The 24,692-nt window shown below is 34.9% G+C and carries 26 protein-coding genes; 6 read left to right on the forward strand and 20 right to left on the reverse strand.

What is annotated here, in order from left to right:
• Positions 1 to 5: 5 nt before the first annotated feature.
• Positions 6 to 587, reverse strand: a complete 582-nt coding sequence (locus ACTNEP_RS16290; protein ID WP_441163049.1) for a TIGR00730 family Rossman fold protein — start codon at positions 585 to 587, stop codon at positions 6 to 8.
• Positions 588 to 684: 97 nt separating this feature from the next.
• On the opposite strand from ACTNEP_RS16290, the gene ACTNEP_RS16295 reads away from it, so the two are divergent.
• Positions 685 to 1,005: a MazG nucleotide pyrophosphohydrolase domain-containing protein gene (locus tag ACTNEP_RS16295; RefSeq protein ID WP_441163050.1), complete on the forward strand. Its 321-nt coding sequence runs from the start codon at positions 685 to 687 to the stop codon at positions 1,003 to 1,005.
• A gap of 326 nt (positions 1,006 to 1,331) precedes the next feature.
• A protein-coding gene (locus ACTNEP_RS16300; RefSeq protein WP_441163051.1) for an IS3 family transposase occupies positions 1,332 to 2,686 on the forward strand; the annotation gives its coding sequence in 2 pieces (ribosomal slippage) (positions 1,332 to 1,785 and positions 1,785 to 2,686; 1,356 coding nt in all).
• A gap of 144 nt (positions 2,687 to 2,830) precedes the next feature.
• On the opposite strand, the gene ACTNEP_RS16305 is transcribed toward ACTNEP_RS16300, so the two are convergent.
• From ACTNEP_RS16305 to rpmH, 19 genes are all read right to left on the reverse strand, one after another.
• Complete coding sequence (locus tag ACTNEP_RS16305; RefSeq protein WP_441163052.1) at positions 2,831 to 3,430, reverse strand: bifunctional transcriptional activator/DNA repair enzyme AdaA; 600 nt, start codon at positions 3,428 to 3,430, stop codon at positions 2,831 to 2,833.
• Between the two features lie 89 nt (positions 3,431 to 3,519).
• Positions 3,520 to 4,779 carry an APC family permease gene (locus ACTNEP_RS16310; RefSeq protein WP_441163053.1) on the reverse strand — a complete coding sequence of 420 codons (1,260 nt, stop codon included), beginning with the start codon at positions 4,777 to 4,779 and terminating at the stop codon, positions 3,520 to 3,522.
• Positions 4,780 to 5,365: 586 nt separating this feature from the next.
• Positions 5,366 to 5,596 carry a 30S ribosomal protein S18 gene (rpsR, locus tag ACTNEP_RS16315; protein ID WP_441163054.1) on the reverse strand — a complete coding sequence of 77 codons (231 nt, stop codon included), beginning with the start codon at positions 5,594 to 5,596 and terminating at the stop codon, positions 5,366 to 5,368.
• A gap of 23 nt (positions 5,597 to 5,619) precedes the next feature.
• Positions 5,620 to 6,132: a single-stranded DNA-binding protein gene (gene ssb / locus ACTNEP_RS16320; RefSeq protein ID WP_441163055.1), complete on the reverse strand. Its 513-nt coding sequence runs from the start codon at positions 6,130 to 6,132 to the stop codon at positions 5,620 to 5,622.
• Between the two features lie 15 nt (positions 6,133 to 6,147).
• Positions 6,148 to 6,438 (reverse strand): 30S ribosomal protein S6, encoded by a 291-nt coding sequence (gene rpsF, locus ACTNEP_RS16325; protein WP_441163056.1) that lies wholly within the window; start codon positions 6,436 to 6,438, stop codon positions 6,148 to 6,150.
• Positions 6,439 to 6,580: 142 nt separating this feature from the next.
• On the reverse strand, positions 6,581 to 7,681 hold the full coding sequence (ychF, locus tag ACTNEP_RS16330; protein WP_441163057.1) for a redox-regulated ATPase YchF: 1,101 nt from the start codon (positions 7,679 to 7,681) through the stop codon (positions 6,581 to 6,583).
• A gap of 219 nt (positions 7,682 to 7,900) precedes the next feature.
• On the reverse strand, positions 7,901 to 8,095 hold the full coding sequence (locus ACTNEP_RS16335; protein WP_441163058.1) for a DUF951 domain-containing protein: 195 nt from the start codon (positions 8,093 to 8,095) through the stop codon (positions 7,901 to 7,903).
• Between the two features lie 41 nt (positions 8,096 to 8,136).
• A complete protein-coding gene (locus ACTNEP_RS16340; RefSeq protein WP_441163059.1) occupies positions 8,137 to 9,147 on the reverse strand; it encodes a YkvI family membrane protein in 1,011 nt (336 codons plus the stop codon).
• A gap of 210 nt (positions 9,148 to 9,357) precedes the next feature.
• The gene (locus ACTNEP_RS16345; RefSeq protein WP_441163060.1) at positions 9,358 to 10,065 is read right to left on the reverse strand and encodes a DUF554 domain-containing protein; all 708 of its coding nucleotides are present in this window, start codon (positions 10,063 to 10,065) and stop codon (positions 9,358 to 9,360) included.
• A gap of 202 nt (positions 10,066 to 10,267) precedes the next feature.
• Positions 10,268 to 11,101, reverse strand: a complete 834-nt coding sequence (locus ACTNEP_RS16350) for a ParB/RepB/Spo0J family partition protein (RefSeq protein WP_441163061.1) — start codon at positions 11,099 to 11,101, stop codon at positions 10,268 to 10,270.
• The gene (locus tag ACTNEP_RS16355) at positions 11,094 to 11,855 is read right to left on the reverse strand and encodes a ParA family protein (protein ID WP_441163062.1); all 762 of its coding nucleotides are present in this window, start codon (positions 11,853 to 11,855) and stop codon (positions 11,094 to 11,096) included. Before ACTNEP_RS16355 ends, ACTNEP_RS16350 begins: the two co-directional genes overlap by 8 nt.
• A gap of 150 nt (positions 11,856 to 12,005) precedes the next feature.
• On the reverse strand, positions 12,006 to 12,869 hold the full coding sequence (noc, locus tag ACTNEP_RS16360; RefSeq protein ID WP_441163063.1) for a nucleoid occlusion protein: 864 nt from the start codon (positions 12,867 to 12,869) through the stop codon (positions 12,006 to 12,008).
• A gap of 250 nt (positions 12,870 to 13,119) precedes the next feature.
• Positions 13,120 to 13,833, reverse strand: a complete 714-nt coding sequence (gene rsmG, locus ACTNEP_RS16365) for a 16S rRNA (guanine(527)-N(7))-methyltransferase RsmG (RefSeq protein ID WP_441163064.1) — start codon at positions 13,831 to 13,833, stop codon at positions 13,120 to 13,122.
• Positions 13,834 to 13,845: 12 nt separating this feature from the next.
• Positions 13,846 to 15,738, reverse strand: a complete 1,893-nt coding sequence (gene mnmG, locus ACTNEP_RS16370; protein WP_441163065.1) for a tRNA uridine-5-carboxymethylaminomethyl(34) synthesis enzyme MnmG — start codon at positions 15,736 to 15,738, stop codon at positions 13,846 to 13,848.
• Between the two features lie 24 nt (positions 15,739 to 15,762).
• Complete coding sequence (gene mnmE / locus ACTNEP_RS16375; protein WP_441163066.1) at positions 15,763 to 17,139, reverse strand: tRNA uridine-5-carboxymethylaminomethyl(34) synthesis GTPase MnmE; 1,377 nt, start codon at positions 17,137 to 17,139, stop codon at positions 15,763 to 15,765.
• A gap of 496 nt (positions 17,140 to 17,635) precedes the next feature.
• Positions 17,636 to 18,301, reverse strand: a complete 666-nt coding sequence (jag, locus tag ACTNEP_RS16380; protein WP_441163067.1) for an RNA-binding cell elongation regulator Jag/EloR — start codon at positions 18,299 to 18,301, stop codon at positions 17,636 to 17,638.
• Complete coding sequence (spoIIIJ, locus tag ACTNEP_RS16385; protein ID WP_441163068.1) at positions 18,301 to 19,095, reverse strand: YidC family membrane integrase SpoIIIJ; 795 nt, start codon at positions 19,093 to 19,095, stop codon at positions 18,301 to 18,303. Before spoIIIJ ends, jag begins: the two co-directional genes overlap by 1 nt.
• Positions 19,096 to 19,204: 109 nt before the next feature.
• A complete protein-coding gene (rnpA, locus tag ACTNEP_RS16390; RefSeq protein ID WP_441163069.1) occupies positions 19,205 to 19,549 on the reverse strand; it encodes a ribonuclease P protein component in 345 nt (114 codons plus the stop codon).
• 86 nt (positions 19,550 to 19,635) lie between these two features.
• Complete coding sequence (rpmH, locus tag ACTNEP_RS16395) at positions 19,636 to 19,770, reverse strand: 50S ribosomal protein L34 (RefSeq protein ID WP_003462393.1); 135 nt, start codon at positions 19,768 to 19,770, stop codon at positions 19,636 to 19,638.
• Between the two features lie 600 nt (positions 19,771 to 20,370).
• Between rpmH and dnaA the strand changes: the two genes are divergently transcribed.
• From dnaA to recF, 4 genes are all read left to right on the forward strand, one after another.
• Positions 20,371 to 21,723 (forward strand): chromosomal replication initiator protein DnaA, encoded by a 1,353-nt coding sequence (dnaA, locus tag ACTNEP_RS16400; protein WP_441163070.1) that lies wholly within the window; start codon positions 20,371 to 20,373, stop codon positions 21,721 to 21,723.
• Positions 21,724 to 21,914: 191 nt separating this feature from the next.
• A complete protein-coding gene (gene dnaN, locus ACTNEP_RS16405; protein WP_441163071.1) occupies positions 21,915 to 23,057 on the forward strand; it encodes a DNA polymerase III subunit beta in 1,143 nt (380 codons plus the stop codon).
• A 265-nt stretch (positions 23,058 to 23,322) separates the two neighbouring features.
• Positions 23,323 to 23,547: a S4 domain-containing protein YaaA gene (gene yaaA / locus ACTNEP_RS16410; protein WP_441163072.1), complete on the forward strand. Its 225-nt coding sequence runs from the start codon at positions 23,323 to 23,325 to the stop codon at positions 23,545 to 23,547.
• Positions 23,548 to 23,572: 25 nt separating this feature from the next.
• Positions 23,573 to 24,685 carry a DNA replication/repair protein RecF gene (gene recF / locus ACTNEP_RS16415; RefSeq protein ID WP_441163073.1) on the forward strand — a complete coding sequence of 371 codons (1,113 nt, stop codon included), beginning with the start codon at positions 23,573 to 23,575 and terminating at the stop codon, positions 24,683 to 24,685.
• Positions 24,686 to 24,692: the final 7 nt, after the last annotated feature.

Consider the following 24,692-nt stretch of genomic DNA (forward strand, 5'->3'; position numbering starts at 1 on the left):
GACTTTTAAATCTGTTTTTCATTAATATAAGTTTTTATGGTTGGTGGTTCATGAGACGCAAACTTTTCAAGTAATTGACTTGGTTCAATATCTACAAGTGCCATAGAACGGTACTTTTCGTGTAAAAATTGTTCCTTTGTCATATGGTTAAATAGTTCAACAAGAGGATCAAAGTAATGATTAATATTTAAAAGACCACATGGTTTTTGATGAAGTCCTAATTGAGCCCATGTAAAAATTTCAAAGAATTCTTCTAATGTTCCTGGGCCACCTGGTAAAGCAACAAATCCATCTGCAAGCTCTGCCATTTTAGCCTTTCTCTCATGCATAGAATCGACAACTATCAGCTGGGATAATCTTTTATGCGATATTTCTCTCTGCTCTAAAAAAGTAGGCATAATTCCAATGACTTGTCCACCTTCATCTAAGACAGCATCCGCAACTGCTCCCATAACACCAACACTTGCGCCACCATAAACAAGTGTAATATCACGTTTGGCTAGTTCTTTACCAAACCTTTTGGCATTTTCTATATACACATTAGATGCTCCAACACTGGAACCACAAAATACAGCTATGCTTTTCATTATGACCGTCCCCCTAGCGAATTCAGTGATTATATTATACAAAAGTCTTGATAGTTTGTTAAACTTTATGGTAATGAAATTTAAGGAGTGGTAAGTAATGGATGTAACTGAATTTCAAAAATGGGTAAATGATTATTATGAAAATAGAGGCTGGTCTGAATTAGACATTTTCATTCGTATTGGTTTTTTAGCGGAGGAAACCGGCGAAGTTGCACGAGCCATAAGAGCTCTTGAAATTGGAAGGGATAGACCAGACGAAGTAACAGATTCATTTATGAACAATAGAAAGGCTTTGGTAGAAGAGCTTGGAGATGTATTAGGCAATGTAATTGTAATCGCAAATAAATATAACATTTCTTTAGAAGAAGTGTTTAATTCTCATAAGGAGAAACTCTTACAACGTTACTCTCATGAATAAATAGTTTTTACCAGAAATAACGAAGGAAATAAGAAATGATAAACAATATGCCTAATCTAAAACACTTTAAGATTATTGATATGAAGAAGAGTGAGGACAACTATCAGTTCTTGTTAGAAGCTGCATCTCCACAGATGGGCATGGGGTAGCGTCAGGAGATTAGAATTATATTCACATCATTCACATATATTCTATGTAAATCTGGGTGTAAATGAAGTTTGATCATTTATGATGTCTAGTTAAATTAAAAAGTCGGTTCCTTAATGTACAGTGAACTGCACCCCAATTGTTAGACACTGTCTAACAATTGGAGGTGTAGTTTTTTTATGACTAAATATACAAGCGATATTAAATTTAATATTATTCAAGGTTATAATCCAAAAGTATTTTCTCAAAGTGAATATGCAAAACAAATGGATATTCCTAAAGCACAGTTCCAATATTGGTTGAAGTTATATGAATTACATGGTGAAGAAGGTTTAAAAAACACCTATACAAACTGTTCAGTTAGCTTTAAACTAGACGTACTAAACTATATGGTTCAATCTGGTGCGTCATTAATGGATACCGCAGCTCTCTTTAAAATCTCTAGTTATACAATGGTGTATGATTGGCAGAAAAAGATGGAAGTCGGTGGTATAGAAGCCCTTGAACCGAGTCAAAAGGGGCGTCCATCCATGAAAAATAAATCTACTAAACCACAAAAACAAGCACCAGTTGAAGAGCCAGTAAAGGCACTTGAAGCACGTATTAAACAACTAGAAATGGAAAATGAGTTTTTAAAAAAGTTGAATGCCTTAGTTCAAAACAAGGAAAAATCACCAAAAAAGACAAAGCGTTAGTAGTCTTTGAGTTAAGGCATAAATACCCGGTGAAGAAGTTAGTGAAGCTGGCTGATATTCCACGTAGCACCTATTATGATTTAGTGAAGAAAATGAATCGACCAGATCCTGATAGTGACTTGAAAACGGAAATAAAGGCTATTTATGAGGAACATGAAGGTCGTTACGGTTACCGCCGTATACGTGATGAGTTAACGAATCGTGGGCAAAAAGTGAATCACAAAAAGATTCAACGTATCATGAAAGAACTCAGCTTAAAATGTTTAGTACGGATAAAAAAATATAAATCTTATAAAGGTACTATAGGGAAAATTGCGCCAAATCATTTAGACCGTCAATTTACAACTGATGCCCCTAATAAGAAGTGGGTAACGGATATTACAGAGTTTAAATTATTTGGTGAAAAGCTTTATTTATCGCCTGTATTAGATTTATTTAACGGAGAAATTATTACATATACAATTGGCTCTAGACCTACCTATTCACTTGTTTCAGAGATGTTGGAGAAAGCCCTTGAGCGCTTGCCAGAAGAACACGAACTATTGATGCATTCCGATCAAGGTTGGCATTATCAAATGAAAGAATACCGTCATGCCCTCCAAGAAAGAGGCATTAAACAAAGTATGTCTCGTAAGGGAAATTGTTACGATAATTCAGTGATGGAGAATTTCTTTGGGATTATGAAATCAGAATTCCTTTACTATAACAAATTCGAAAGTGTAGAGTTTTTTAAACAAGAACTTCAAAAATATATGGATTATTATAATACGAAACGATTGAAGGCAAAATTCAAAATGAGCCCGGTACAATACCGAACTCATTTTGAGCAAGCTGCCTAATGAATTAACCGTGTCTAACTTTTAGGGGTCACTTCACAGGAATTCGACTTTTTTAGGTTTCCAATTTTCTTAGTGTATAATATCCGCATTTTGTTGGCAGACCTCCACTTTATTTTGCACCTATTTATAGCACCCTTAACATTCTTATTTTTTATTTACTTCCTCCAATTTCTTATTCCATTTTTGTTTCCTATATTGAGATGGTGAGCACCCATATTTTTTGTTGAAGTGTCGATAGAAACTAGAAAAATTCTTATATCCTACTTGAAAGCAAATTTCTGTACTATTATGAGCTGTATGCAACAATAATTGCTGAGCTTTATAGATTCTAATGGCTTCTAGATATTTAAGTGGGCTGATGCCTAACTTTTCTTTGAAGATTCGGCTTAAATAATACGGACTTACCCCAATTTGGAAAGCAATGACGTTTAAGGTTAATTTTTCTTGATAGTGCTGGTTTAAATAATTTATTGCAACATCAACTATTTCTTGCTGAGGATCAAATGTGTTAATAGATAGTTCAGGTTTGCATCTTTTACATGGTCTAAATCCTTGTTGTATAGCATCTGCAGCATTATCAAAAAAACATATATTATCATAATTGGGAGTTTTAGATTTACAAGATGGTCGACAAAAAATACCAGTTGTCTTTACCGCATAAAAAAACATTCCATCATATCTTTTATCACATTTAACTACTGCGCCCCACATTAACTCGATAGAAAATTGAGTATTTGATTTCATATAAAATTACTCTCCAATCAATAAAGAATCTTCAAGCTAACGTATAGAAAAGAATTCCCCATACAATTTAATTATGTTTTCAGACTGGATTACTTTTTATCATAAGACATAAATTTTGGAAATGTCATATAGCTAATGTATAAAGCAACAACGATTACCGGAACAAAAATGTACAATTGAAAGAACGGTAACACAAGGATACAAAAGATTAATGATACTAAAGAGGAACACCAAGGTAATGTTTTAATTTTAAAAAGTTTAACACCAGCAGCCATAGAAAAAATATACACAAGCACACCTAATGAGGTCGGGATAAATAAAATATCATTAAATGTCATTGTAAAGGATTCCGTAATAATAACTCCGATACCTGCAAAACCAATCACAAAAATAACCATACGTCTTGGAATTTTCTTAGTCGAGTGTATATGTGATAATTGTTTTGGAAATGCACCGTCTCTACTTAAAGAATAACCGAGTTGCGTTAGACTAGCTACAAACGCATTGGAAGTTCCAACACATATGAAAAATGCCAATATGGCGGTTACAATTTGCGCACCAATTCCTAGTGTTTCTCCCATTATAGCACCAATTGGTGAAAGATCACTCTCTATACTTCCATATGTCCCGGTCCCGATTGTTACAAAACTTAGTGCTAAAAATAATAGCCCTATAATTATTACGCTAATAATGGTTCCATTAACAATGTTTTTATTGGGGTTTTTAAAGTGGTTCGCAAGATTACAAATAGCCTCCCATCCAAAAAATGCCCAAAATATCGCTGTTATTGCTATTCCAATTGACTGCCATCCATTAGACACAAAAGGGGTGAAATTCTCTAAATTAATGCTCGGTATTGAAACTATAACAGTAAGTGTAAGTAATAATAGTAAACAACCACTCAGGATTAATGCGACTCTACCGCTCACCTTCACTCCATTATAATTGACTATACCAGCAATAACTAGAATGGTGAATGCAAGTAAACTTCTTGTAAAGTCAGAAAATCCAAAAGCCTGACTAACGTAAAATGCCCCAGTTAAAGATACAATTGTTTGTCCAACTGCAGCAGTTACAAAGTAAAACCAACCTACAATATTTCCAGAATGAAATCCAAATGATTTTCGGACAAAAGTAGCTGCACCCCCGGCATCTGGATATTCACGTGCTAGACAAGCAAATGTGTAGGCAAGTGGAAGATTAGCTATAATGACAATTACCCATGATAATATGGACGCAGGACCTGCAATAGAAGCAGTAACGGAGGAAATAAATAGCACACCTGAACCTAGTATTGCGGCAATATATAATGCAATCCCTTCATATAAACCAATTGAGCGTTTTTTCATAAGACATCCCTTCCTTCAGTAAAACTTTATCATTAAGTGGGAGTCAAGTACTTCTCATTTCTTGCGTTCTCATTCTAATAATCTTGAAATATTTATGAAAGTAATGGATATGAAGGAATTTGATGATAATTACCGTTTTCTGGTGGAGACAGGTGACCGTCATTTAAAATGAACAGTTTCTGCTAAGATAACGGACACACTTTATTGGAAATGATGACCTCATCTTATAGTGAATTGCAGCCTCTAATAACAAGCCATCTGTTAATCATTGTCCTGATTTTATACGCTGAAGATGAATAACAAAGAGCCAAAGCATACATTTTAATGAGTAAAATAATGTATACTTTGGCTCTTTGTTGATATTGGAGTTATTGAATTAACGCACTCGTTACTTTAAGGGCGAAATTTCACAAACCTTTAAGTTGCCCTTCGAACTTTTTATATAATCTTCTTTCACAACCATTCTTCAGTAAACCTCTAGCCATAATCTTCTATATATCTCGATTTCTCGTTAAAAGACTATTCTATTTTTCTGTATAATAAAAGCTTGAAACACATGCTGTGCTCCAAGCTTTTATCGTTCTTATCAATCATTTACGTAAGGTAAAAGCGCCATTTGACGAGCGCGTTTAATTGCCTTCGTCAATTTACGTTGATATTTTGCAGAAGTTCCAGTTACACGACGAGGAAGAATTTTTCCACGCTCAGAAATGAAACGTCTTAATAACTCAACATCTTTATAGTCGATGTGTGTAATACCGTTCGCTGTAAAGAAACACACCTTACGACGCTTTGCGCGACCACGACGAGCTGCCATAAACAACAACCTCCTTTAATTTTTTAAAATGGTAAATCATCATCCGAAATATCGATAGGCTCTCCACTATCCTGGAATGGGTTACCTCCATCGTTATTTCCTTGATTATTTTGATTATTATTATTTTGGTTAAATTGATTTGCTTGACTCGGTTGGTTCTGATTTTGATTATATTCTTGAGATCCTTGCATGTTAGGTTGTCCACCAGTTGCTCCACCCTTAGATTCCAAGAATTGAATCGATTCTGCTACAACTTCCGTAATAAATACTCTTTTTCCTTCTTGATCATCAAAGCTACGAGTTTGGATACGACCGTCTACACCGACAAGACTCCCTTTATTCATATAATTTGCAAGGTTTTCTGCCTGTCTTCTCCAGACTACACAGTTAATGAAGTCTGCTTCTCGCTGTCCTTGCTGATTAGAAAAAGGTCTATTACAAGCTATTGTAAAATTAGCTACGGCAACGCCATTTGGTGTGTAGCGTAAGTCAGGATCTCTCGTTAACCTGCCGACAAGCACGACACGATTTAACATCAGAACCACTCCTTATTATTGATCGTCTTCACGAATTGCCATGTGACGTAGAATGTCATCAGAGAATTTCGCTTGACGACTGAATTCGTTAATAGCTGTTTCATCACCTGTAAAGTTAATGATTACATAATATCCATCACGATAATCATTGATTTCATAAGCAAGACGCTTCTTACCTACTTCTTCAACTTTTTCAATTTCCGCACCATTATTCGTAAGGTAACCGTTAAAACGCTCGATTAGCGCTGTTTGTGCTTCCTCCTCGATATCTGGGCGGATGATGTACATAATTTCATATTTATTCATCCGTTTACACCTCCTTTTGGTCTTAGCGGCTCTATTTTCTATAATAGAGCAAGGAGTAATAGTCTCATTACTCACAATAAAATATTATATCAATTTTCTTCCACTATTGCAAATATATTTTACATCGTTACAAGTGATCCTGCTATACGTTAAAACGGAAATGCATGACATCTCCATCTTTCACCAAATAATCTTTACCTTCTAATCTTACTTTTCCTTTTTCTTTTGCAGCTTGTTCAGAACCTGCTGCCACTAAATCATCATAAGAGACTGTTTCAGCACGGATAAACCCTTTTTCAAAGTCACTATGAATAATACCTGCTGCCTGTGGTGCTTTGATCCCCTTTTTAAAAGTCCATGCTCGTACCTCTTGCTCCCCTGCTGTAAAGTATGTTGCTAAACCAAGCAGACTATATGTTGCTTTAATTAGTTGATCTAATCCTGATTCCGCAATACCTAACTCTTCCAGGAACATTTCTTTTTCTTCTCCATCTAACTCTGCTATTTCCGATTCTACCTTTGCACTAACAACAATTACTTCTGCCTCATCCTTTTCAGCAAAGTCTTTTACAAGCTGTACATTTTCATTGTTGTCTGCTGCTAATAATTCATCTTCCCCTACATTGGCAACATATAATACTGGTTTACTTGTTAATAAGTGTAGACCTTTCACAAGTTTTTGTTGTTCTTCATTAAAAGACACCGCACGTGCTGGCGTTTCATCTTCAAATGCTTCTCTTAATTTCGCAAGCACTTCAAATTCCGCCATTGCTTCTTTGTCTTTTTGTTTTGCCATTTTTTCAACTCGTTGAATCCGTTTTGAAACAGTTTCAAGATCAGCTAATATAAGCTCTAAGTTAATCGTTTCTATATCGGAAATAGGATCTACTCTTCCAGATACATGGGTAATATTCTCATCTTGAAAACAACGAACAACATGACAAATCGCATCTACTTGACGTATATGAGAAAGAAACTGGTTTCCTAGCCCTTCTCCTTTACTTGCACCTTTCACAATCCCTGCAATATCTGTAAACTCAAAAGCTGTTGGAACAGTCTTTTTTGGCTTTACTAATTCTGTTAGTTTTTGCAATCTTTCATCTGGTACCTCTACAATTCCTACATTAGGGTCAATCGTACAGAACGGATAGTTTGCCGATTCTGCACCTGCTTGTGTTATTGCGTTAAATAGGGTTGACTTACCCACGTTAGGTAAACCAACAATTCCTGCTGTTAATGCCATGTTAACTTTCACTCCTTAAGGATTCCGTCCATATGAACGTATCAGTCATACCAATTATAGTGATACTTTGTCAAATTGACAAGTTATTAAAAAGCAAAAATCAAGGGTCAGATCCCCTTGATTTCCCGATTTTCTTCTATAGAAATCATGTAAATCTTTCTTTCTATCTATTAGAAAAATCGATTTTGTTTCACGTGAAACAATTTTATGAAAATTAATTCATTGTTGCTGTTCTATTATTCGCTTCATTTTCTGTTCAAATCGTTTGCGTGGTAACATGACACTATGCCCACATCCTTCACACTTGATTCGAATATCCATACCCATACGGATTATTTTCCAACGATTCTCTCCACACGGATGGGGCTTTTTCATTTCGACTATATCATTCAATTGAAATTCCTTGCGCTCCATGTTATCACCTCAATCTTACACGATGTACTGCTACTATTATATTAGATTCTCTTATAAAAAGGAAATAGTAAGATAGCACAAAGCAAATATAAATTAACTATTCCATATATCGGATATAAAAATGCAATAAGCGTTGAAAATCCAATATTTGTTAAGGGGATTAAAAGGATTAATAAAATCATTGCAATTTGCCACATATGGTACTTTAGAAAACGAGCAATTCTCGATACAAGCCCCAATACGCTGGAGATCGCAGTGGTAAATATTGCACACCACAACAGTATCGACATGATAATATACGTATAGCTTGGATAATTCTTTAGGATAGCAAATAAGGGGATTTCATATAAAATAATAATCTCCGAAATTTGTATTAATGAATTATTATAAAGTAAAGAGGTAATTCCTAATATCAATCCACTACCTACACTTGCAATAATGATTTCACCATTGGATTTAATCTTATCCCCTACTGCTCCTAATACTGCTAAAATAGATAAGATATTTAATGCTGTAAAAGTAAAAGCAGCAGTCCAGTTTGCTTGATTTTCCAAAGATATAATAAATGTTAGTTGCTCATCTATCGAATAAATCATTAATATCGATAATAATCCTATCATTAATAACGGTAGGATTATTACGTTAAAAGTGACAACCCCTTTGATCCCTTTCATAAAAATCATAATAATAAAGACTACTATCGATAAAATTCCTAACCATTTTGACAGTTGAAAGGCCTCAAAGGTTGCACCACTTCCTGCAATCATAATAACGGTTGTAGACATAAGATAGAAAAAAATTAATATATCATAAAATCGTGCAATATGTTTACCAAGAATGATTTCCAATAGTACATAATAATTAGATGTTTGATGTTGATAGCTTACTTTCATTGTAATACCGACAGAAATAATAAATAATACCGTGAATAAAACGATTGCTAGTCCACTTTCTTGACCAAAAAACTGCCACAGTTCTCTTCCTGAAGCATATCCTGCTCCCACCATGGTTCCTATAATTAAAAACATCCACTTCAAACCCGATTTCCACATATCGTTGCCCCCAAAAAGCTTTAGATATATTAAAAATATGCGAAATGGGACAAAGGTATGAAAGAAACTTCAATCCATTTAAGTAGAAGCAAGCAGGGGCGTTGACCGCTTCTTTAATGTTCACCTCCTTTCTTTCTATCTGGAGGTTGCTACGGATTATCGCTAACTCCCAACTCTTTTCACGTAAAATCTTTGTTTAAGGAGGAATTTTTATAAGGCTAATAAACTGTAACTGAAATAAAAGATGATAAACACAAAAATTGCTGGTAAAAAGTCACCTATTTTAATTTTAGTAATGTTTAAAATATTTAACCCAATAGCTAAAATTAATAATCCCCCTATTGCCGTCACTTCATTTATAAACCCATCCAGGACAGCTTGTGGAAGCCACTTATTAATTTGTGCAGCTAGTAATGCAATAGAGCCCTGATAAAGTACAACTGGAATAACAGAGAAAATAACACCATAACCTAAAGTAGAAGTTAATACGATTGCCATAAAGCCGTCTAGAAACGCCTTTGTATATAATACCTCATGATCTCCTCTCAAGCCACCATCTAAAGCACCTACAATTGCCATTGCACCAATGACAAAGATGAGGCTAGCAGTAATAAACCCTTCTGTTAGGTTACTATTTCTTTTCTTGCTTACTTTCTTTTCTAATTTCTCACCCATTAAATTTAATTTTTCTTCTAAATGTATGGCGGTTCCTATAACAGCACCAAGCAATAAACTAAGTAGAATTAAGATAATATTATTTGCTTGAATCGCCATCTGAATACCTATTAGTGCAACTACTAAACCGATTGCTTGAAGAGCAGTAGTTTTAATTCTCTCGGGGATATTGGAAAAAACAAGTCCAATAATGGTACCGATAATAATACATAAACCATTTACTAACGTTCCTAATAAAGCCATTATGTTGTCACCTTCGTTCAAAGTATTTATCTAAGCAAAACATTGTGCACCTATTCAGAGCTTATTGCTTTTAATTGTTTCTTTCTACCGAATGGATAGATGAGACTTTCTCTATTACCAGCTATAGGACGCATTACTGCTACTTTTTCTTCTCTATGAAAAAAAATCTGATCATTTGCTCTGCAAACAATCAGACCTAGCGTTATTCCATTTTATCTAAAATACGATTTAAGTCTTCATCGGAAAAGAATTCAATTTCAATTTTACCTTTTCGCTTACCTTTATTAATTTTGACATTCGTTCCAAAATACTCTTTTAGATGATTTTCCTTTTCCGTTATAAAAATATCCTTTTTTTGTTTTTTCTTCTTCTTCGGTTCTTTATTATTCAGTTCGTTTATTAATGCCTCAACTTGTCGGACATTTAATTTCTCTTTCATAATACGCTTCACTACTGGTTGAATTTTACTTTTGTCATTCAATCCTAATAACGCTCTGCCGTGCCCCATTGAAAGTAATCCGTTATTAATTTGGGCTATTACATCGTCTGGTAAACTAAGTAGACGAACTAGATTCGCAATATGTGACCTACTTTTCCCTAAACGCTTAGCAAGTTGATCTTGTGTGGTGCCGAGCTCATTAATTAAGCGATCGTAGGCAGTTGCCTCTTCTATTGGCGTTAAATCTTCCCGTTGAATATTTTCTAATAACGCTAATTCCATCATTTGTTCATCCGTTAATTCTTTAACAATAACGGGAATGGTTTCTAAATTAGCTTCCTTTGCTGCCCTAAATCTTCTCTCCCCCACTACTATTTCGTATCCTCTAATACTTTTTCTTACTATTAAAGGTTGTAGGATACCATGTTGTAAAACAGATTCTTTTAACTCTTCGATTGCATCTGCCTCAAACACTTTGCGGGGTTGATAAGGATTTGGACGACAATCTTTTAGTTCCACTTCCTCAATTTTATCCGAATCTTTTTCTTCAATTTCCGGAAAAAATGCATCTAATCCTTTTCCTAATCCTCTAGCCACCTGCAATCACTTCCTTTGCTAAATCAAGATATACCTCTGCACCTCTTGATTTAGAGTCATATGATATGATTGGTTGTCCATGACTTGGTGCTTCACCCAGCCGAACGTTACGAGGTACCACCGTATTATAGACTTTATCTTGAAAATATTTTTTTACTTCATCGATTACTTGTAAACCAAGATTTGTTCGAGCATCTAACATTGTTAAAAGAACTCCTTCAATCATTAATTCTTTATTTAAATGCTTCTGCACTAAACGAATCGTGTTTAACAACTGACTTAATCCTTCTAATGCGTAATATTCACATTGAACAGGAATTAAGACGGTATCTGAAGCTGTTAATGCATTGATGGTTAATAACCCTAATGAAGGAGGGCAATCTATTATAATATAATCATAGCTATCTTTAATGCTATCAATTGCCTTTTTCAAACGAATTTCACGTGAAATAGTAGAAACCAGTTCTATCTCTGCACCTGCTAGCTGAATGGTTGCCGGTATGATCTCTAGGTTATTAATATCTGTTTGCATACATACTTGACTCGTTTCCACATCATCAACTAACACATTATATATACAATGATTTACATCTGCTTTATTAATTCCTACTCCACTTGTTGAATTTCCTTGTGGATCTATATCTACAATTAATATCTTTTTATTAAGGTGCGCTAGACAAGCACTTAAATTAACAGCAGAAGTCGTTTTGCCGACGCCACCTTTCTGGTTTGCAACGGCTATTACTTTACCCATGGTGTCACCTACCTCTTGCATCATTTCCTTTTATTTTATCATTAATTCTCTATTTAACATTATTTTTTTGCTAATCTTTTTAAAAAGCTACTATCCTACCAAAAAACAACCCATCTTCCTAGCTTAATAAAGATGGGTCCAATCATGTAATTATTTTTTCTTAGGAATCTTGATCGTTATTTGATAAAAGTCGTCAAGATCCTGTTCATCTGTTTCAAGATTTATCCCTGTATCGGATACCATATCTAATGATTGCCTTATTGTATTCATAGCAATTCTCATATCTTTGTTAATACCTTTTAAACGAGGTTTTTTAACCGGCTTTTTCTTATCTGATAATAGCCTTTCTATATGTGCCTCTGTTTGTTTAACATTCAAATCACGTTCCATGATTTGTTGTAAAATTTTCAATTGTAGTTCTTCATTTTTTAAAGCAATCAGCGCACGAGCATGTCTTTCTGTAATTTTTTTCTGTAAAATGGCTTGTTGCACTTGTTCAGGTAATTTCAAGAGACGCATTTTATTGGCGATAGTAGATTGACTTTTACCTAAGCGTTGGGCTAATGCCTCTTGTGTTAATTCATGCATTTCTATTAATTTCTCGTATGCTGCCGCTTCTTCGATTACTGTAAGTTCCTCACGTTGTAAGTTTTCAATTAATGCAACGGATGCCGTCTCTTTATCTGTCATCTCACGGATAATGGCAGGTATCTTTTCCCAATTTAAGGTTTTAGCTGCTCGCCAGCGTCTTTCCCCTGCAATAATCTCGTATTTTCCTTCTTCCTCAGCAATAGGTCGGACGACAATCGGCTGAATCATACCATGTGTATGTAAGGTTTGGGCTAATTCTTTTATTTTTTCTTCATCAAAAATGGATCTAGGTTGGTATCGATTTGCTTCAATGTCCTCAATATTGATAAAAACTACTTCGTCTTGATAGCTTTCTGGCTCCTCTATCAATTCCTCTTCCACTTTGTCACCTAATCCAAAAATTCGACCAAATGGGTGTAACATAATAAACACCACCTTTTTCTGCTTAACAATAATTCTATTAATACTATTATGAGAGCGAATACTTTTCCCTGTTGATAGATAAAATAAAAGGGAAAACTTGCTTAAAACCAGAATTTAAGCAAGTCATAGAAGCCGTTTTATATCCCAAATGTTTCACGTGGAACATAACTAGTAATCTGTTACTTTTATTTTATCATAAAAATCCAAAAAGCGATAAAAAATATTACTTATTTTTTATAAAAATTATTTATTAGAGTGGATTTTTGTTGGGAACTCCAGGTTTTCTAGGGTATTTTTTTGGCGTTTTACGTTTTTTATCGATAATTACAATATTTCTTTCTCCATTATTATTGGGTAAGGAGAGATGTTCAACACGCTGGATTTTTCCACCAAGCAGCTCAATAGCAGCTTCCGCATCTGTCAGTTCTTCTTCCACATTAGAACCTTTCATCGCAATAAACGTACCATTAGTCCGTAAAAGAGGTAGACAAAGCTCCGACAAAACAGATGTTCTAGCAACAGCCCGGGCCATTACTACATCAAATTTGTGTCGGAATTTTTCATTTTTACCAAACAATTCTGCTCGATCATGGTAAAAACTTACATCTCCTAAGCCTAATTCACTAGCTAAATGATTTAAAAATAAAATTCGTTTCTTTAATGAATCGACAATGGTTACTTGAATATGTGGAAACAATATTTTGAGTGGGATACTTGGGAAACCAGCACCAGCACCCACATCACACAAATGAAATTCATTGGTAAAATCAAAATAAAATGCAGCAGTAATCGAATCATAAAAGTGTTTGGCATAAACCTCTTCTTTATCAGTGATCGCTGTTAAATTCATTTTTTCGTTCCATTCCAACAGTATTTGAAAATATCTTTCAAATTGTTGCAATTGCTTTTCCGTTATCTCAATGCCTTCTTGTTGCAAATGTTCTTGAAAGGACTGAAGATTCATTATGCCACTCCTCTATTCGTTCGATACTTTCGCCACATTCCCTTGTTCAATATACACTAATAAAATAGAAATATCAGCTGGATTAACACCCGATATTCTCGATGCTTGAGCTACGGATAATGGACGTACTTGTTTTAATTTTTCTCTTGCTTCTGTTGCAATACCACTGATGGCATCATAATCAATATTGTCTGGTATTAATTTGTTCTCCATTTTTTTCATACGTTCAACTTGTTGGTTGGATTTCGCGATATAGCCTTGGTATTTAATTTGAATTTCCACCTGTTCTTTTACATCATCCGCTAACTCTTTCTCAGCTGGTGCAACTTGATCAATTACTTCATAAGACACTTCTGGTCGCTTCAATAAATCATAAGCGAGAATACCATCCTTCAACCTAGTACCACCAACAGATTCCATTAACTGTTGTAATTCTTCAGTAGGCTTTAAACGGGTATTGTTAAGGCGTTCTTTTTCTTCCTCAATTAAACGTTTCTTTTCTTCAAATCGTGCAAACCGCTCATCTGAAATTAAACCGATTTGATGGCCAATCTCGGTTAAGCGTAAATCTGCATTATCATGACGTAATAATAAACGATATTCAGCACGTGAAGTTAACAAACGATATGGTTCATTGGTACCTTTTGTTACAAGGTCATCAATTAAAACACCAATATAAGCTTGTGAACGATCTAGAATTAATGCATCTTTATCTAAAGCTCTAGCAGCAGCATTAATACCGGCCATCAAGCCTTGCCCCGCTGCTTCTTCGTAACCAGATGTTCCATTTATTTGACCCGCAGTAAATAATCCTTCTATGTCTTTCACTTCAAGGGTTGGCCATAACTGGGTTGGCACCACCGAATCATACTCAATTGCATAGCCAGCACGCATAATCTCCGCTTCTTCCAATCCAGGAATACTGCGTAAAATTTCACGTTGTACATATTCAGGTAAAGAAGTCGATAACCCTTGTACGTATACCTCTTCTGTATGACGACCTTCAGGCTCTAAGAAAATTTGATGACGTGGTTTATCATGGAATCGGACAATTTTATCCTCAATGGATGGACAATAACGTGGTCCGGTTCCTTTTATCATACCTGAGTACATGGCTGATAAGCCTAAATTGTCATTAATAATTTCATGCGTTTTTTCATTAGTATACGTTAACCAGCAAGGAATTTGATCCAGTATTTCTTCCGTTGTTTCATAGGAAAAATGTTGTGGATTTTCATCGCCTGGCTGAATTTCCGTTTTATCATAATCAATGGAAGCATTATTAACTCTTGGTGGTGTTCCGGTTTTAAAACGTACTAGATCAAAGCCTAGCTCTTCTAGGTTTTCTGCTAATTTCACACTAGCCCGTTGATTATTAGGTCCACTTTCGTAGGAAATATCTCCAATAATGACACGTCCACGCATAAATGTTCCCGTTGTAATGATAACAGATGCAGCACGGTATAATGCTTTAGTCTCCGTTATCACTCCTTTTACCTTTCCATCTTCTACAACTAATTTTTCTACCATTCCTTGGCGGAGGGTTAAGTTTGGCGTTTGTTCTAGTGTTTTCTTCATTTCTTGAATATACAGAGGTTTGTCTGCCTGTGCACGTAATGCACGTACTGCAGGTCCTTTACCTGTATTAAGCATTCTCATTTGAATGTAAGTTTTATCAATAACTTTACCCATTAATCCACCTAAAGCATCTATTTCACGAACAACAATACCTTTAGCAGGTCCACCAATTGACGGATTACAGGGCATAAATGCAATCATGTCTAAGTTCAATGTTAATATTAATGTTTTCGCACCGCGTTTAGCTGCAGCATAGGCTGCTTCTACTCCTGCATGTCCTGCCCCGATCACGATTACATCATACCCGCCAGCTTCATAAGTTGACATTGCTGATCCTCCTTTTTTGTTATATTATTTTCCTAAACAGAACTGTGAAAACAGTTGATCGATCAAACTGTCTTGCACGGTATCTCCTACAATCTCTCCTAATAGTTCCCATGCTCTCGTTACATCGATTTGAACGAGATCAATAGGCATATCGGCATCCATTGCGTCCATAGCATCTTCCAATGCCTTTAACGTTTGCTGCAATAATTGAATGTGGCGTACATTCGACACATACGTTAAGTCACCGCTATCCAACTCTCCAGCAAAAAAGGTATCTGCAATTGCCTCTTCTAACGTATCCATTCCTTTATCTTCTATTAACGCAGTCGTTATTACTTTTTGATCACCTGCTAATTGCTTCACTTCTTCCAAATCTAATTGTTGATCCAGATCTGTCTTATTGACAATCACGATATACTCTAAACCCTCTACAGCTTTAAAAAGGTTACGGTCTTCCTCTGTTAATTCCTCTCCATAATTTAGCACAAGCAAAATCAAGTCTGACTCTTTCAGAGCTTGTCTTGATCGCTCTACACCGATTCGCTCCACAATATCCTCTGTTTCACGAATACCTGCTGTATCAACTAAACGTAACGGGATACCACGAACATTCACATATTCCTCAATCACGTCTCTTGTTGTTCCTGGAATATCTGTTACGATTGCTTTTGTTTCCTGTACAAACGCATTTAGTAATGAAGATTTACCTACGTTCGGACGTCCAATAATGGCTGTTGCAATTCCTTCACGTAAAATTTTCCCCTGTTTGGCCATGCTTAATAATCGTTCTACTTCTTGGTATACTTCTTCTGTTTTTGCTCTTAACATCTGATGAGACATTTCTTCCACGTCATCATACTCAGGATAGTCGATATTCACTTCCACATGTGCAACTGTTTCAATTAATTGTTGTCTTAATTGATCGACTAGTTTCGACAATTTTCCATCTAATTGTTTTAACGCTATATTCATTGCCTTGTCTGTTTTTGCACGAATTAAATCCATTACAGCTTCTGCTTGTGATAAATCAATCCGTCCATTAAGAAATGCTCGTTTGGTAAACTCACCAGGTTCCGCCAATCGCGCACCATGATATAAAACATGTTCTAATAAACGGTTTACGGATGCCAGTCCACCATGGCAATTGATTTCGACTACATCTTCCTTTGTGAACGTTTTTGGTGCCCGCATGACGGTAACCATTACTTCTTCCATCATTTCCTTAGTCTCTGTATCGATGATTTTTCCATAATGAATCGTATGGGAGTCAACTTTTTCAAGGTCTTTCCCTTCAAACATTTTATTACTTATAGCAATTGCTTCATCTCCACTCAAACGTACAATCGCAATCGCTCCTTCACCTATTGGTGTCGAAATTGCTGCTATTGTATCATTTTCCATTTCTTCACCCCCATTATTCTGATTTTTCTATATATCCATTAACTACATTCGATTTTGTGTCACTAACTTATTAGAATAGCACAAAACTATACCAATTGAAAAGATATCCACACTTAGTTTTTATTTTTACCTTTATTCTCTATTATCCACATGTGTATAACTTTTTATGAAACCATTTGTTCACAAGCATCCAAAATAAACCTATCCACCTTTCACTCATAGCTCACTTAGCTTACGCAAAGTAAATAAAAATTTTACTACGAATCAACTGCTACCAAAACTAAAAAAACGAAGCAAAACGAGAAGAGAGCTCAGTAAGACAACGCTCTTAATAAATGGTCCCAATAACCCGCCTAGGAAATATACTCCGCTTTCCCACAGGAGTCTACGTTTACTTCCTACGCTCTATTAGCCGGCTTCTGGGCGAAAAACTTTCTTTTTGTCTCAACCTCATAAAAAGACGAGTAATCGTGTTGATTACTCGTCTATGGGTCAGTTATGTTTTTGGTTTTATGACAACGTAGCGGTTAGGTTCTGTTCCTTGTGAAACTGTTTCTACATCTGCTCTTTGTTGTAATGCAGTATGAATGATCTTTCTTTCATATGACGGCATTGGCTCAATTTTGACATCTTTCTTTGTCTTGCTGGCACGATCCGCTAATCTTTCCGCCAAAGTATATAATGTTTCTTTTCTACGATCACGGTACCCTTCTGCATCTACAATAACGGTATAATATTTTTCGGCATATTGATGCATGGCTAATTGAGCAAGGTACTGAATAGCATTTAGTGTTTGACCACGTTTACCAATTAATAAAGCAATTTTTTCACCGGACAATTGTACTGTCACAATATTTTGCTCTACTTCTGTTCTGACTTTTACATCCACCTGAAATTCAGAAATAATATTTTCAACATACTGCTGAATTTTTTTCACTGGATCTTCATCTGCTTGTACTTTTTCCACTGAACTCTTTTCAACTTGAGGTTCAGCTTCAGTTACTTTTACAATCGCAGGCTTCGATCCAAATAAACCTAATAGCCCTTTTTTTCCTTCGTCAATGACCTCTACCTTTGCCTGGTCCTCTGTGATGTTTAACTGCCTTAATGCTGATTGGACCGCTTCTTCAACAGTTTGTCCAGTAGCAGTTATTTTTCTCACTATTTATTTCCTCCTGCATTCGCCTCATCACGTTTCATCATAGGGTTTTTAATTAATAATGTTTGTAATACCATAAAGATATTACCTACTACCCAGTAAAGCGCCAATGCTGATGGGAAAAATATAGCAAATACCCCGATCATAATCGGCATAATATAAAGCATCATCGTCATTTGAGGCATCATTGGATTATTCTGATTAGCCGCTGTAGTTCCGGCCATCATTAATTTTTGCTGTAAAAACGTAAATGCAGCTGTTAATATCGGTAATATGAATAAACTATCTGGTTCTCCAAGTACAAACCATAAAAATTCATGGCTTCGTAATTCGGCTGTTCTCATAATTGCATGATAAAAAGCTATCAAAATCGGCATCTGCACCAAGATTGGTAAACAACCGGCTAGTGGGTTCACGCCATTTTTTTGGAATAATTCCATCGTTTCCTGCTGTAATTTTTGCTGTGTTTGTTGGTCTTTAGAGCTGTATTTTTCTCTAAGCTCTTGCATTTTGGGCTGAATTTCCTGCATTGCTTTTGAACTTCTCAATTGTTTAATATTTAACGGCAGCAATAGCAACCGGATTAAAATAGTAACGATAACAATAGACAGTCCGTAACCATATTCTGCACGAAAGAATTCAGCAATATTGACGAGTAACCAAGATAGCGGGTATACAAAAATAGTATTCCATATCCCTTCACTTTCTGAAGTAATATCCTGGTCGATCTCCGTACAACCTGATAAAAAAACTAACACTCCAACTAAACTCAATAATATGAGGAGCTTCTTACGCATCATTATCCTCCTTAATTCCTACACAATCACTGTTTATAGTAAATCATTTTACCACTAGTAACTAACAATAAGCTAGTCCTAATAGTAAATAATATTTTCTTTCATTGTCTCATTTCTTTTCTAACAATTTTGTCTTATAAAGAAGATGATGGAGACTATTTTTTATTTGATGAAAATCCATATTTTTTACTGGTTGTCTTGCAATAATGATTATATCATAATCCTTTTTAATAGTTGTATCTAGTTCAAGAAATGCTTGTCTAATATAGCGCTTTACTTGATTACGTACTACTGCATTCCCTATTTTTTTACTTACAGATAAACCAACACGGTAATGTTGCTGTTGATCTTTATGTAAATAATAAATAACTAGTTGTCGATTAGCAAAAGAAGCGCCCTTCTTAAAAACCTCTTGAAATTCACTATTTTTTTTAATTCTCCATGCTTTCCTCATTACTAGCGCGCCTCCATTAAAGAAAACAATGCTTCCATTCAATTAAATGTCTTACATGGAAAAAGACCACTGAGTGTATCAGTGGCCTATGCAGACAATACTTTTCTACCCTTCTTGCGACGACGAGCAATTACTTTACGTCCATTCTTTGTGCTCATACGCGCACGAAATCCATGAACTTTTTTACGTTTACGGTTATTTGGTTGAAATGTACGTTTCATCTATATGCACCTCCCTGAGGAATCTGAAAATCATCATCGATTTAGACAGTCTTACTCATTATACTTATAAATCATTTAACATGTCAATGATTAGTTCTAAAAAACTTCATCTAATTCATCATTCCATCTTGTTCTAACTTTTAACACCAATTTATTGCCGAAATTCTTCACTCACCTCTGTATTATAACAAATCATCTTCAAAACTGTTATATCACAGTGCTATGTGGATAAGTATAGAAAGTACATACATCATTTTTAACCTTTTATCGACAAATTACTCACAAAATAACCATCTGTGGAAAGATATAAGTCACATTTTGTCTAAGTTGTGGATAAGTCTAGATAAAACATTGCATTGTTCGGGTTTTTTTGATATTATATTTGTGTTTTAGTTTGTTAATAAAAATTATAGCGTAAGTTTTTATCCACAGATTGTGGATATAGTGTGGACAAAAGTTCACAACTTGTATATTAGTTTATACACAAATATGTGGAAAACTTAATTTTTAGGTTTTCCGCTTTTTTGTCAGTGTATTTCTATCCACATGTTATTATGCATGTATACTTCCTGATGATATCCAAAGAAAGGAGGGTTTTTCGTGGAAAATATCGAAGATTTATGGAGAAACACGTTGGAATTAATCAAGGACAAAGTAAGTAAGCCAAGCTATGATACATGGTTAAAAAATACTTCTGTTGATCAATTAAAAGAAGATACTGTTATTATTTCTGCTCCAAATGAATTTACTAGAGACTGGCTAGAATCAAGATATACAACCATTATTGCAGATGCTCTCTATGAACTAACAGGAGCAAAATTAGCCGTAAAATTTGTGATTCCTGAAAGTTCAAGTGACACAGCAGAAGAATTTACACAAATGAAAAAGAAAAAAACGATTCCGACTCAAAACAATGAAACATCACCAAAATCCATGTTAAATGATAAATATACATTTGAGACATTTGTCATTGGTTCTGGTAACAGATTTGCTCATGCAGCATCATTAGCAGTTGCTGAAGCTCCAGCAAAAGCTTATAACCCTTTATTTATATATGGTGGCGTTGGGCTCGGTAAAACACACTTAATGCACGCAATAGGACATTATGTGCTCGATCATAATCCATCAGCAAAAGTGGTCTATCTTTCATCTGAAAAATTCACCAATGAATTTATCAATTCCATTCGAGATAATAAAGCGGTCAATTTTCGAAATAAGTATCGAAATGTGGATGTCCTTTTAATAGATGATATTCAATTCCTTGCTGGAAAAGAACAAACGCAGGAAGAATTTTTCCATACATTTAATACACTGCACGAAGAGAATAAGCAAATTATTATTTCCAGTGACAGGCCTCCTAAAGAAATCCCTACATTGGAAGATCGTTTGCGTTCTCGGTTTGAGTGGGGACTTATTACCGACATTACCCCTCCAGATTTAGAAACAAGAATTGCTATATTAAGAAAGAAAGCAAAAGCAGAAGGTTTAGATATTCCTAATGAAGTAATGCTATATATTGCCAATCAAATTGATACTAACATAAGAGAATTAGAGGGTGCATTAATACGTGTAGTTGCCTATTCCTCTCTTATTAATCAGGATATAGACGCTTCATTAGCAGCCGAAGCATTAAAAGATATTATCCCTTCTTCCAGACCAAAAGTTATTACTATCCAGCATATTCAAGAGGAAGTTGGCAAACGGTATAACGTGAAGCTGGAAGAATTCTCTGCAAAAAAACGGACTAAATCTATTGCATTCCCTAGACAAATCGCCATGTATTTATCAAGGGAACTGACAGACTTTTCTCTACCGAAAATTGGTGAAGAATTTGGTGGTAGAGATCATACAACTGTGATTCATGCCCATGAAAAAATCTCAAAATTAATGGGTACAGATCAATTATTAAGTAAAGAAATAGAGGAAATAAAAGAGCAATTAAAATCTATCTAATAGAAATTCCTTTCTACAACTCGTTGTGATTAATGTGGATAAGTAAACCGAACTTGCAAACAACTTATACACATCTGGATAACTTTTAGAGAATAAGCATAATGCAGTTATCCACATAATCACAGGGCCTATTACTATTAATACGATATTATATTAATAATAAATAAATATATTCCTCAAGGAGGATGAAAATGAAAATTGTAATAAATAGAGATAAACTTATGGAAAGTATTCAACACGTGACAAAAGCTATATCATCGAAAACGGCCATTCCTATTTTAGCTGGATTAAAAATGCAAGCTACATACAATGGCTTAACATTAACAGGTAGTAACTCCGATATTACGATTGAATCTTTTATCCCGATGGAAGAAGAAGGTATTCAATTTATAGATGAAATTGAACAAGGAGAGATCATTGTTCACGCCAAGTATTTTCCTGAAATTATCCGAAAATTACCTTCTGAAACAGTTCAAATAGATGTGGACGACCAATTACAAATAGCGATAAAATCTGGTCATGCTGAATTTCATTTAAATGGTCAAGATGCTGAGGAATATCCACAAATATCGCAAATTCAAACAGATACACATTTTGAATTACCAATTAATCTGTTGAAAAATATGATTAAACAAACAGTCTTTGCCGTTTCTACTTCAGAAACTCGGCCGATTTTAACGGGGGTTAATCTGAAAGTGCAAGATGATCAGCTACACTTTGTCGCAACAGATAGTCACCGATTAGCAGCAAATAAGCTACCATTGCAAGATATAATCGATGAATTTCCGTTTGATCAAGTTGTTATTCCAGGAAAAAGTTTAAACGAATTAAGCAAAATCTTGGATGATACAGAAGACAAAATACAAATTAGTATTAGTGAGAATCAAATTGCATTTCAAACGAATCACTTGTACTTTTTATCCCGGTTATTAGACGGAAAATACCCAGAAACGTCCCGTTTGATCCCAGAAGAAAGTAAAACAGTGATTCACGCAGATACTAAAACACTACTACAAGCAGTCGATCGTGCATCCTTACTTGCGAAAGATAATCATAATAATGTGATCCGCCTACAAACCAAAGATCAAGGGATTGTCGAAATTTCCAGTAACTCCCCAGAAATCGGAAATGTAGAAGAAGAAATTTCAGTAGTAAAGATGGATGGAGAGGAATTAAAGATTTCATTCAGTTCCAAATATATGATCGATGCATTGAAAATTATGGAAACAGAGCAAGTTAAAATAGAATTTACTGGAGCTATGCGACCATTTATCATTAAACCAATCGATCACGACCAAATCCTGCAGCTGATCTTACCGGTAAGAACATTTTAACTACATTCTTACAAGTTAGTAGAAAAAATATACACGCGTTTCAGTTATCAATTGGAATGCGTGTATTTTTTTCACGTTTGAAAGTAGTAAATATTAGCAGAACAATTTTCGTTTAAATAAAAAAATGGCAGGAAGAGGTAGGATTTTATCTTTATATTAAAATAATTAGTAGGTTTACTTTTATATTTATCAAATGTTTAGTAAAATAGATAGAAGGGCTATACTAATAACCAATATCTTTCTTATATGTAAAGTAGGTGAATCGATGGAAGAAAAAATTGAAATTTCAACAGATTTTATCCCTTTGGGGCAGTTTTTGAAATTAGCTAATATACTTGATTCTGGTGGTATGATTAAAGTTTTTTTACAAGAAAATGGTGTCTATGTAAATGACGAGCTAGAGACACGTCGTGGTAAAAAACTTTATCCAGGGGATACAGTCTATGTAGAAGATGTTGGTACGTTCGTGGTAACGAAAAGTGATGAATAAAGGTTAATTTCGGAAGGAAATTCGAATGTATATACAACAATTAAGTTTAACGAATTATCGCAACTATGATCAGTTATCGGTTCAATTCGACGATAAAATTAATGTGATAATTGGAGAAAATGCACAAGGGAAAACAAACTTGATGGAAGCTATATATGTGCTGGGTTTCTCCAAATCACATCGAACCACCAAAGATAAAGAATTAATTCAATGGGAACAAAACTATGCTAAAATAGAAGGTAGTGTATGTAAAAGAAAGCAACAGTTCCCATTGGAAATACAAATATCTAATAAGGGCAAAAAGGCTAAGTTAAACCATTTAGAGCAACAACGTCTTAGTGATTATATTGGGGCGTTAAACATTGTGATGTTTGCACCGGAGGATTTAAACCTAGTGAAAGGAAGCCCTCAGATTAGAAGACGATTTATTGATATGGAAATAGGTCAAATCCAACCAATTTATATCTATCATCTTGGACAATATGTCAAAATTCTAAAACAGCGAAATCATTTATTAAAACAACTGCAAAAGCGTAAATCCAATGATCTCACCATGCTTCGAGTACTGACAGATCAAATGATTGAACATGCTGCCATTATTCTAGAAAAACGATTTCTATTCATGAAACGTTTACGAACATGGGCGCATGAAATTCATCATGGAATCAGCAGAGGAATAGAGGACTTGGATTTGCAGTATGCACCTACTGTCGATGTATCGGAAGGAGATAAAAAGGAAAAAATAGTAACAGTTCTGAAAGAGTCATTTGAGAGATTGGAAACGAAAGAAATAGAACGTGGTACAACCTTGATTGGCCCCCATCGAGATGATGTAGTCTTCTATGTAAATGGGAAAAATGTTCAGACTTTTGGTTCACAAGGACAACAAAGAACAACTGCACTTTCTTTGAAACTCGCAGAAATAGAACTTATTTATCAAGAAATAAATGATTATCCTATTTTACTTTTAGATGATGTCTTGAGTGAATTAGATGATTTTAGACAATCCCATTTATTAGATACGATTGAAGGAAAAGTTCAGACCTTTGTCTCCACAACCAGTGTTGATGGTATTCATCACCAGACACTGGAGAAGGCAGAGATTTTTAGAATAGATAACGGAAAAATAATCGAGTAAAAGTAGG

The sequence above is a fragment of the Gracilibacillus sp. HCP3S3_G5_2 genome, from assembly GCF_052063305.1.
In the GTDB taxonomy this organism is placed as follows: domain Bacteria; phylum Bacillota; class Bacilli; order Bacillales; family Amphibacillaceae; genus Gracilibacillus.

Excerpts from the sequence above, each read along its gene's own strand:
- ACTNEP_RS16305 (WP_441163052.1), bottom strand. The coding sequence starts at position 3,430 with ATGAAATCAAATACTCAATTTTCTATCGAGTTAATGTGGGGCGCAGTA.
- ACTNEP_RS16310 (WP_441163053.1), bottom strand. The coding sequence starts at position 4,779 with ATGAAAAAACGCTCAATTGGTTTATATGAAGGGATTGCATTATATATT.
- spoIIIJ (WP_441163068.1), bottom strand. The coding sequence starts at position 19,095 with ATGCGTAAGAAGCTCCTCATATTATTGAGTTTAGTTGGAGTGTTAGTT.
- ACTNEP_RS16290 (WP_441163049.1), bottom strand. The coding sequence starts at position 587 with ATGAAAAGCATAGCTGTATTTTGTGGTTCCAGTGTTGGAGCATCTAAT.
- noc (WP_441163063.1), bottom strand. The coding sequence starts at position 12,869 with ATGTTACACCCATTTGGTCGAATTTTTGGATTAGGTGACAAAGTGGAA.
- ACTNEP_RS16345 (WP_441163060.1), bottom strand. The coding sequence starts at position 10,065 with ATGGCTTTATTAGGAACGTTAGTAAATGGTTTATGTATTATTATCGGT.
- ACTNEP_RS16335 (WP_441163058.1), bottom strand. The coding sequence starts at position 8,095 with ATGGAGCGCAAGGAATTTCAATTGAATGATATAGTCGAAATGAAAAAG.
- rpsR (WP_441163054.1), bottom strand. The coding sequence starts at position 5,596 with ATGGCAGCTCGTCGTGGTCGCGCAAAGCGTCGTAAGGTGTGTTTCTTT.
- ACTNEP_RS16355 (WP_441163062.1), bottom strand. The coding sequence starts at position 11,855 with ATGGGTAAAGTAATAGCCGTTGCAAACCAGAAAGGTGGCGTCGGCAAA.
- dnaN (WP_441163071.1), top strand. The coding sequence starts at position 21,915 with ATGAAAATTGTAATAAATAGAGATAAACTTATGGAAAGTATTCAACAC.
- rnpA (WP_441163069.1), bottom strand. The coding sequence starts at position 19,549 with ATGAGGAAAGCATGGAGAATTAAAAAAAATAGTGAATTTCAAGAGGTT.
- mnmG (WP_441163065.1), bottom strand. The coding sequence starts at position 15,738 with ATGTCAACTTATGAAGCTGGCGGGTATGATGTAATCGTGATCGGGGCA.
- ssb (WP_441163055.1), bottom strand. The coding sequence starts at position 6,132 with ATGTTAAATCGTGTCGTGCTTGTCGGCAGGTTAACGAGAGATCCTGAC.
- mnmE (WP_441163066.1), bottom strand. The coding sequence starts at position 17,139 with ATGGAAAATGATACAATAGCAGCAATTTCGACACCAATAGGTGAAGGA.
- ychF (WP_441163057.1), bottom strand. The coding sequence starts at position 7,681 with ATGGCATTAACAGCAGGAATTGTTGGTTTACCTAACGTGGGTAAGTCA.
- ACTNEP_RS16340 (WP_441163059.1), bottom strand. The coding sequence starts at position 9,147 with ATGTGGAAATCGGGTTTGAAGTGGATGTTTTTAATTATAGGAACCATG.
- ACTNEP_RS16295 (WP_441163050.1), top strand. The coding sequence starts at position 685 with ATGGATGTAACTGAATTTCAAAAATGGGTAAATGATTATTATGAAAAT.
- recF (WP_441163073.1), top strand. The coding sequence starts at position 23,573 with ATGTATATACAACAATTAAGTTTAACGAATTATCGCAACTATGATCAG.
- yaaA (WP_441163072.1), top strand. The coding sequence starts at position 23,323 with ATGGAAGAAAAAATTGAAATTTCAACAGATTTTATCCCTTTGGGGCAG.
- rpsF (WP_441163056.1), bottom strand. The coding sequence starts at position 6,438 with ATGAATAAATATGAAATTATGTACATCATCCGCCCAGATATCGAGGAG.
- rpmH (WP_003462393.1), bottom strand. The coding sequence starts at position 19,770 with ATGAAACGTACATTTCAACCAAATAACCGTAAACGTAAAAAAGTTCAT.
- rsmG (WP_441163064.1), bottom strand. The coding sequence starts at position 13,833 with ATGAATCTTCAGTCCTTTCAAGAACATTTGCAACAAGAAGGCATTGAG.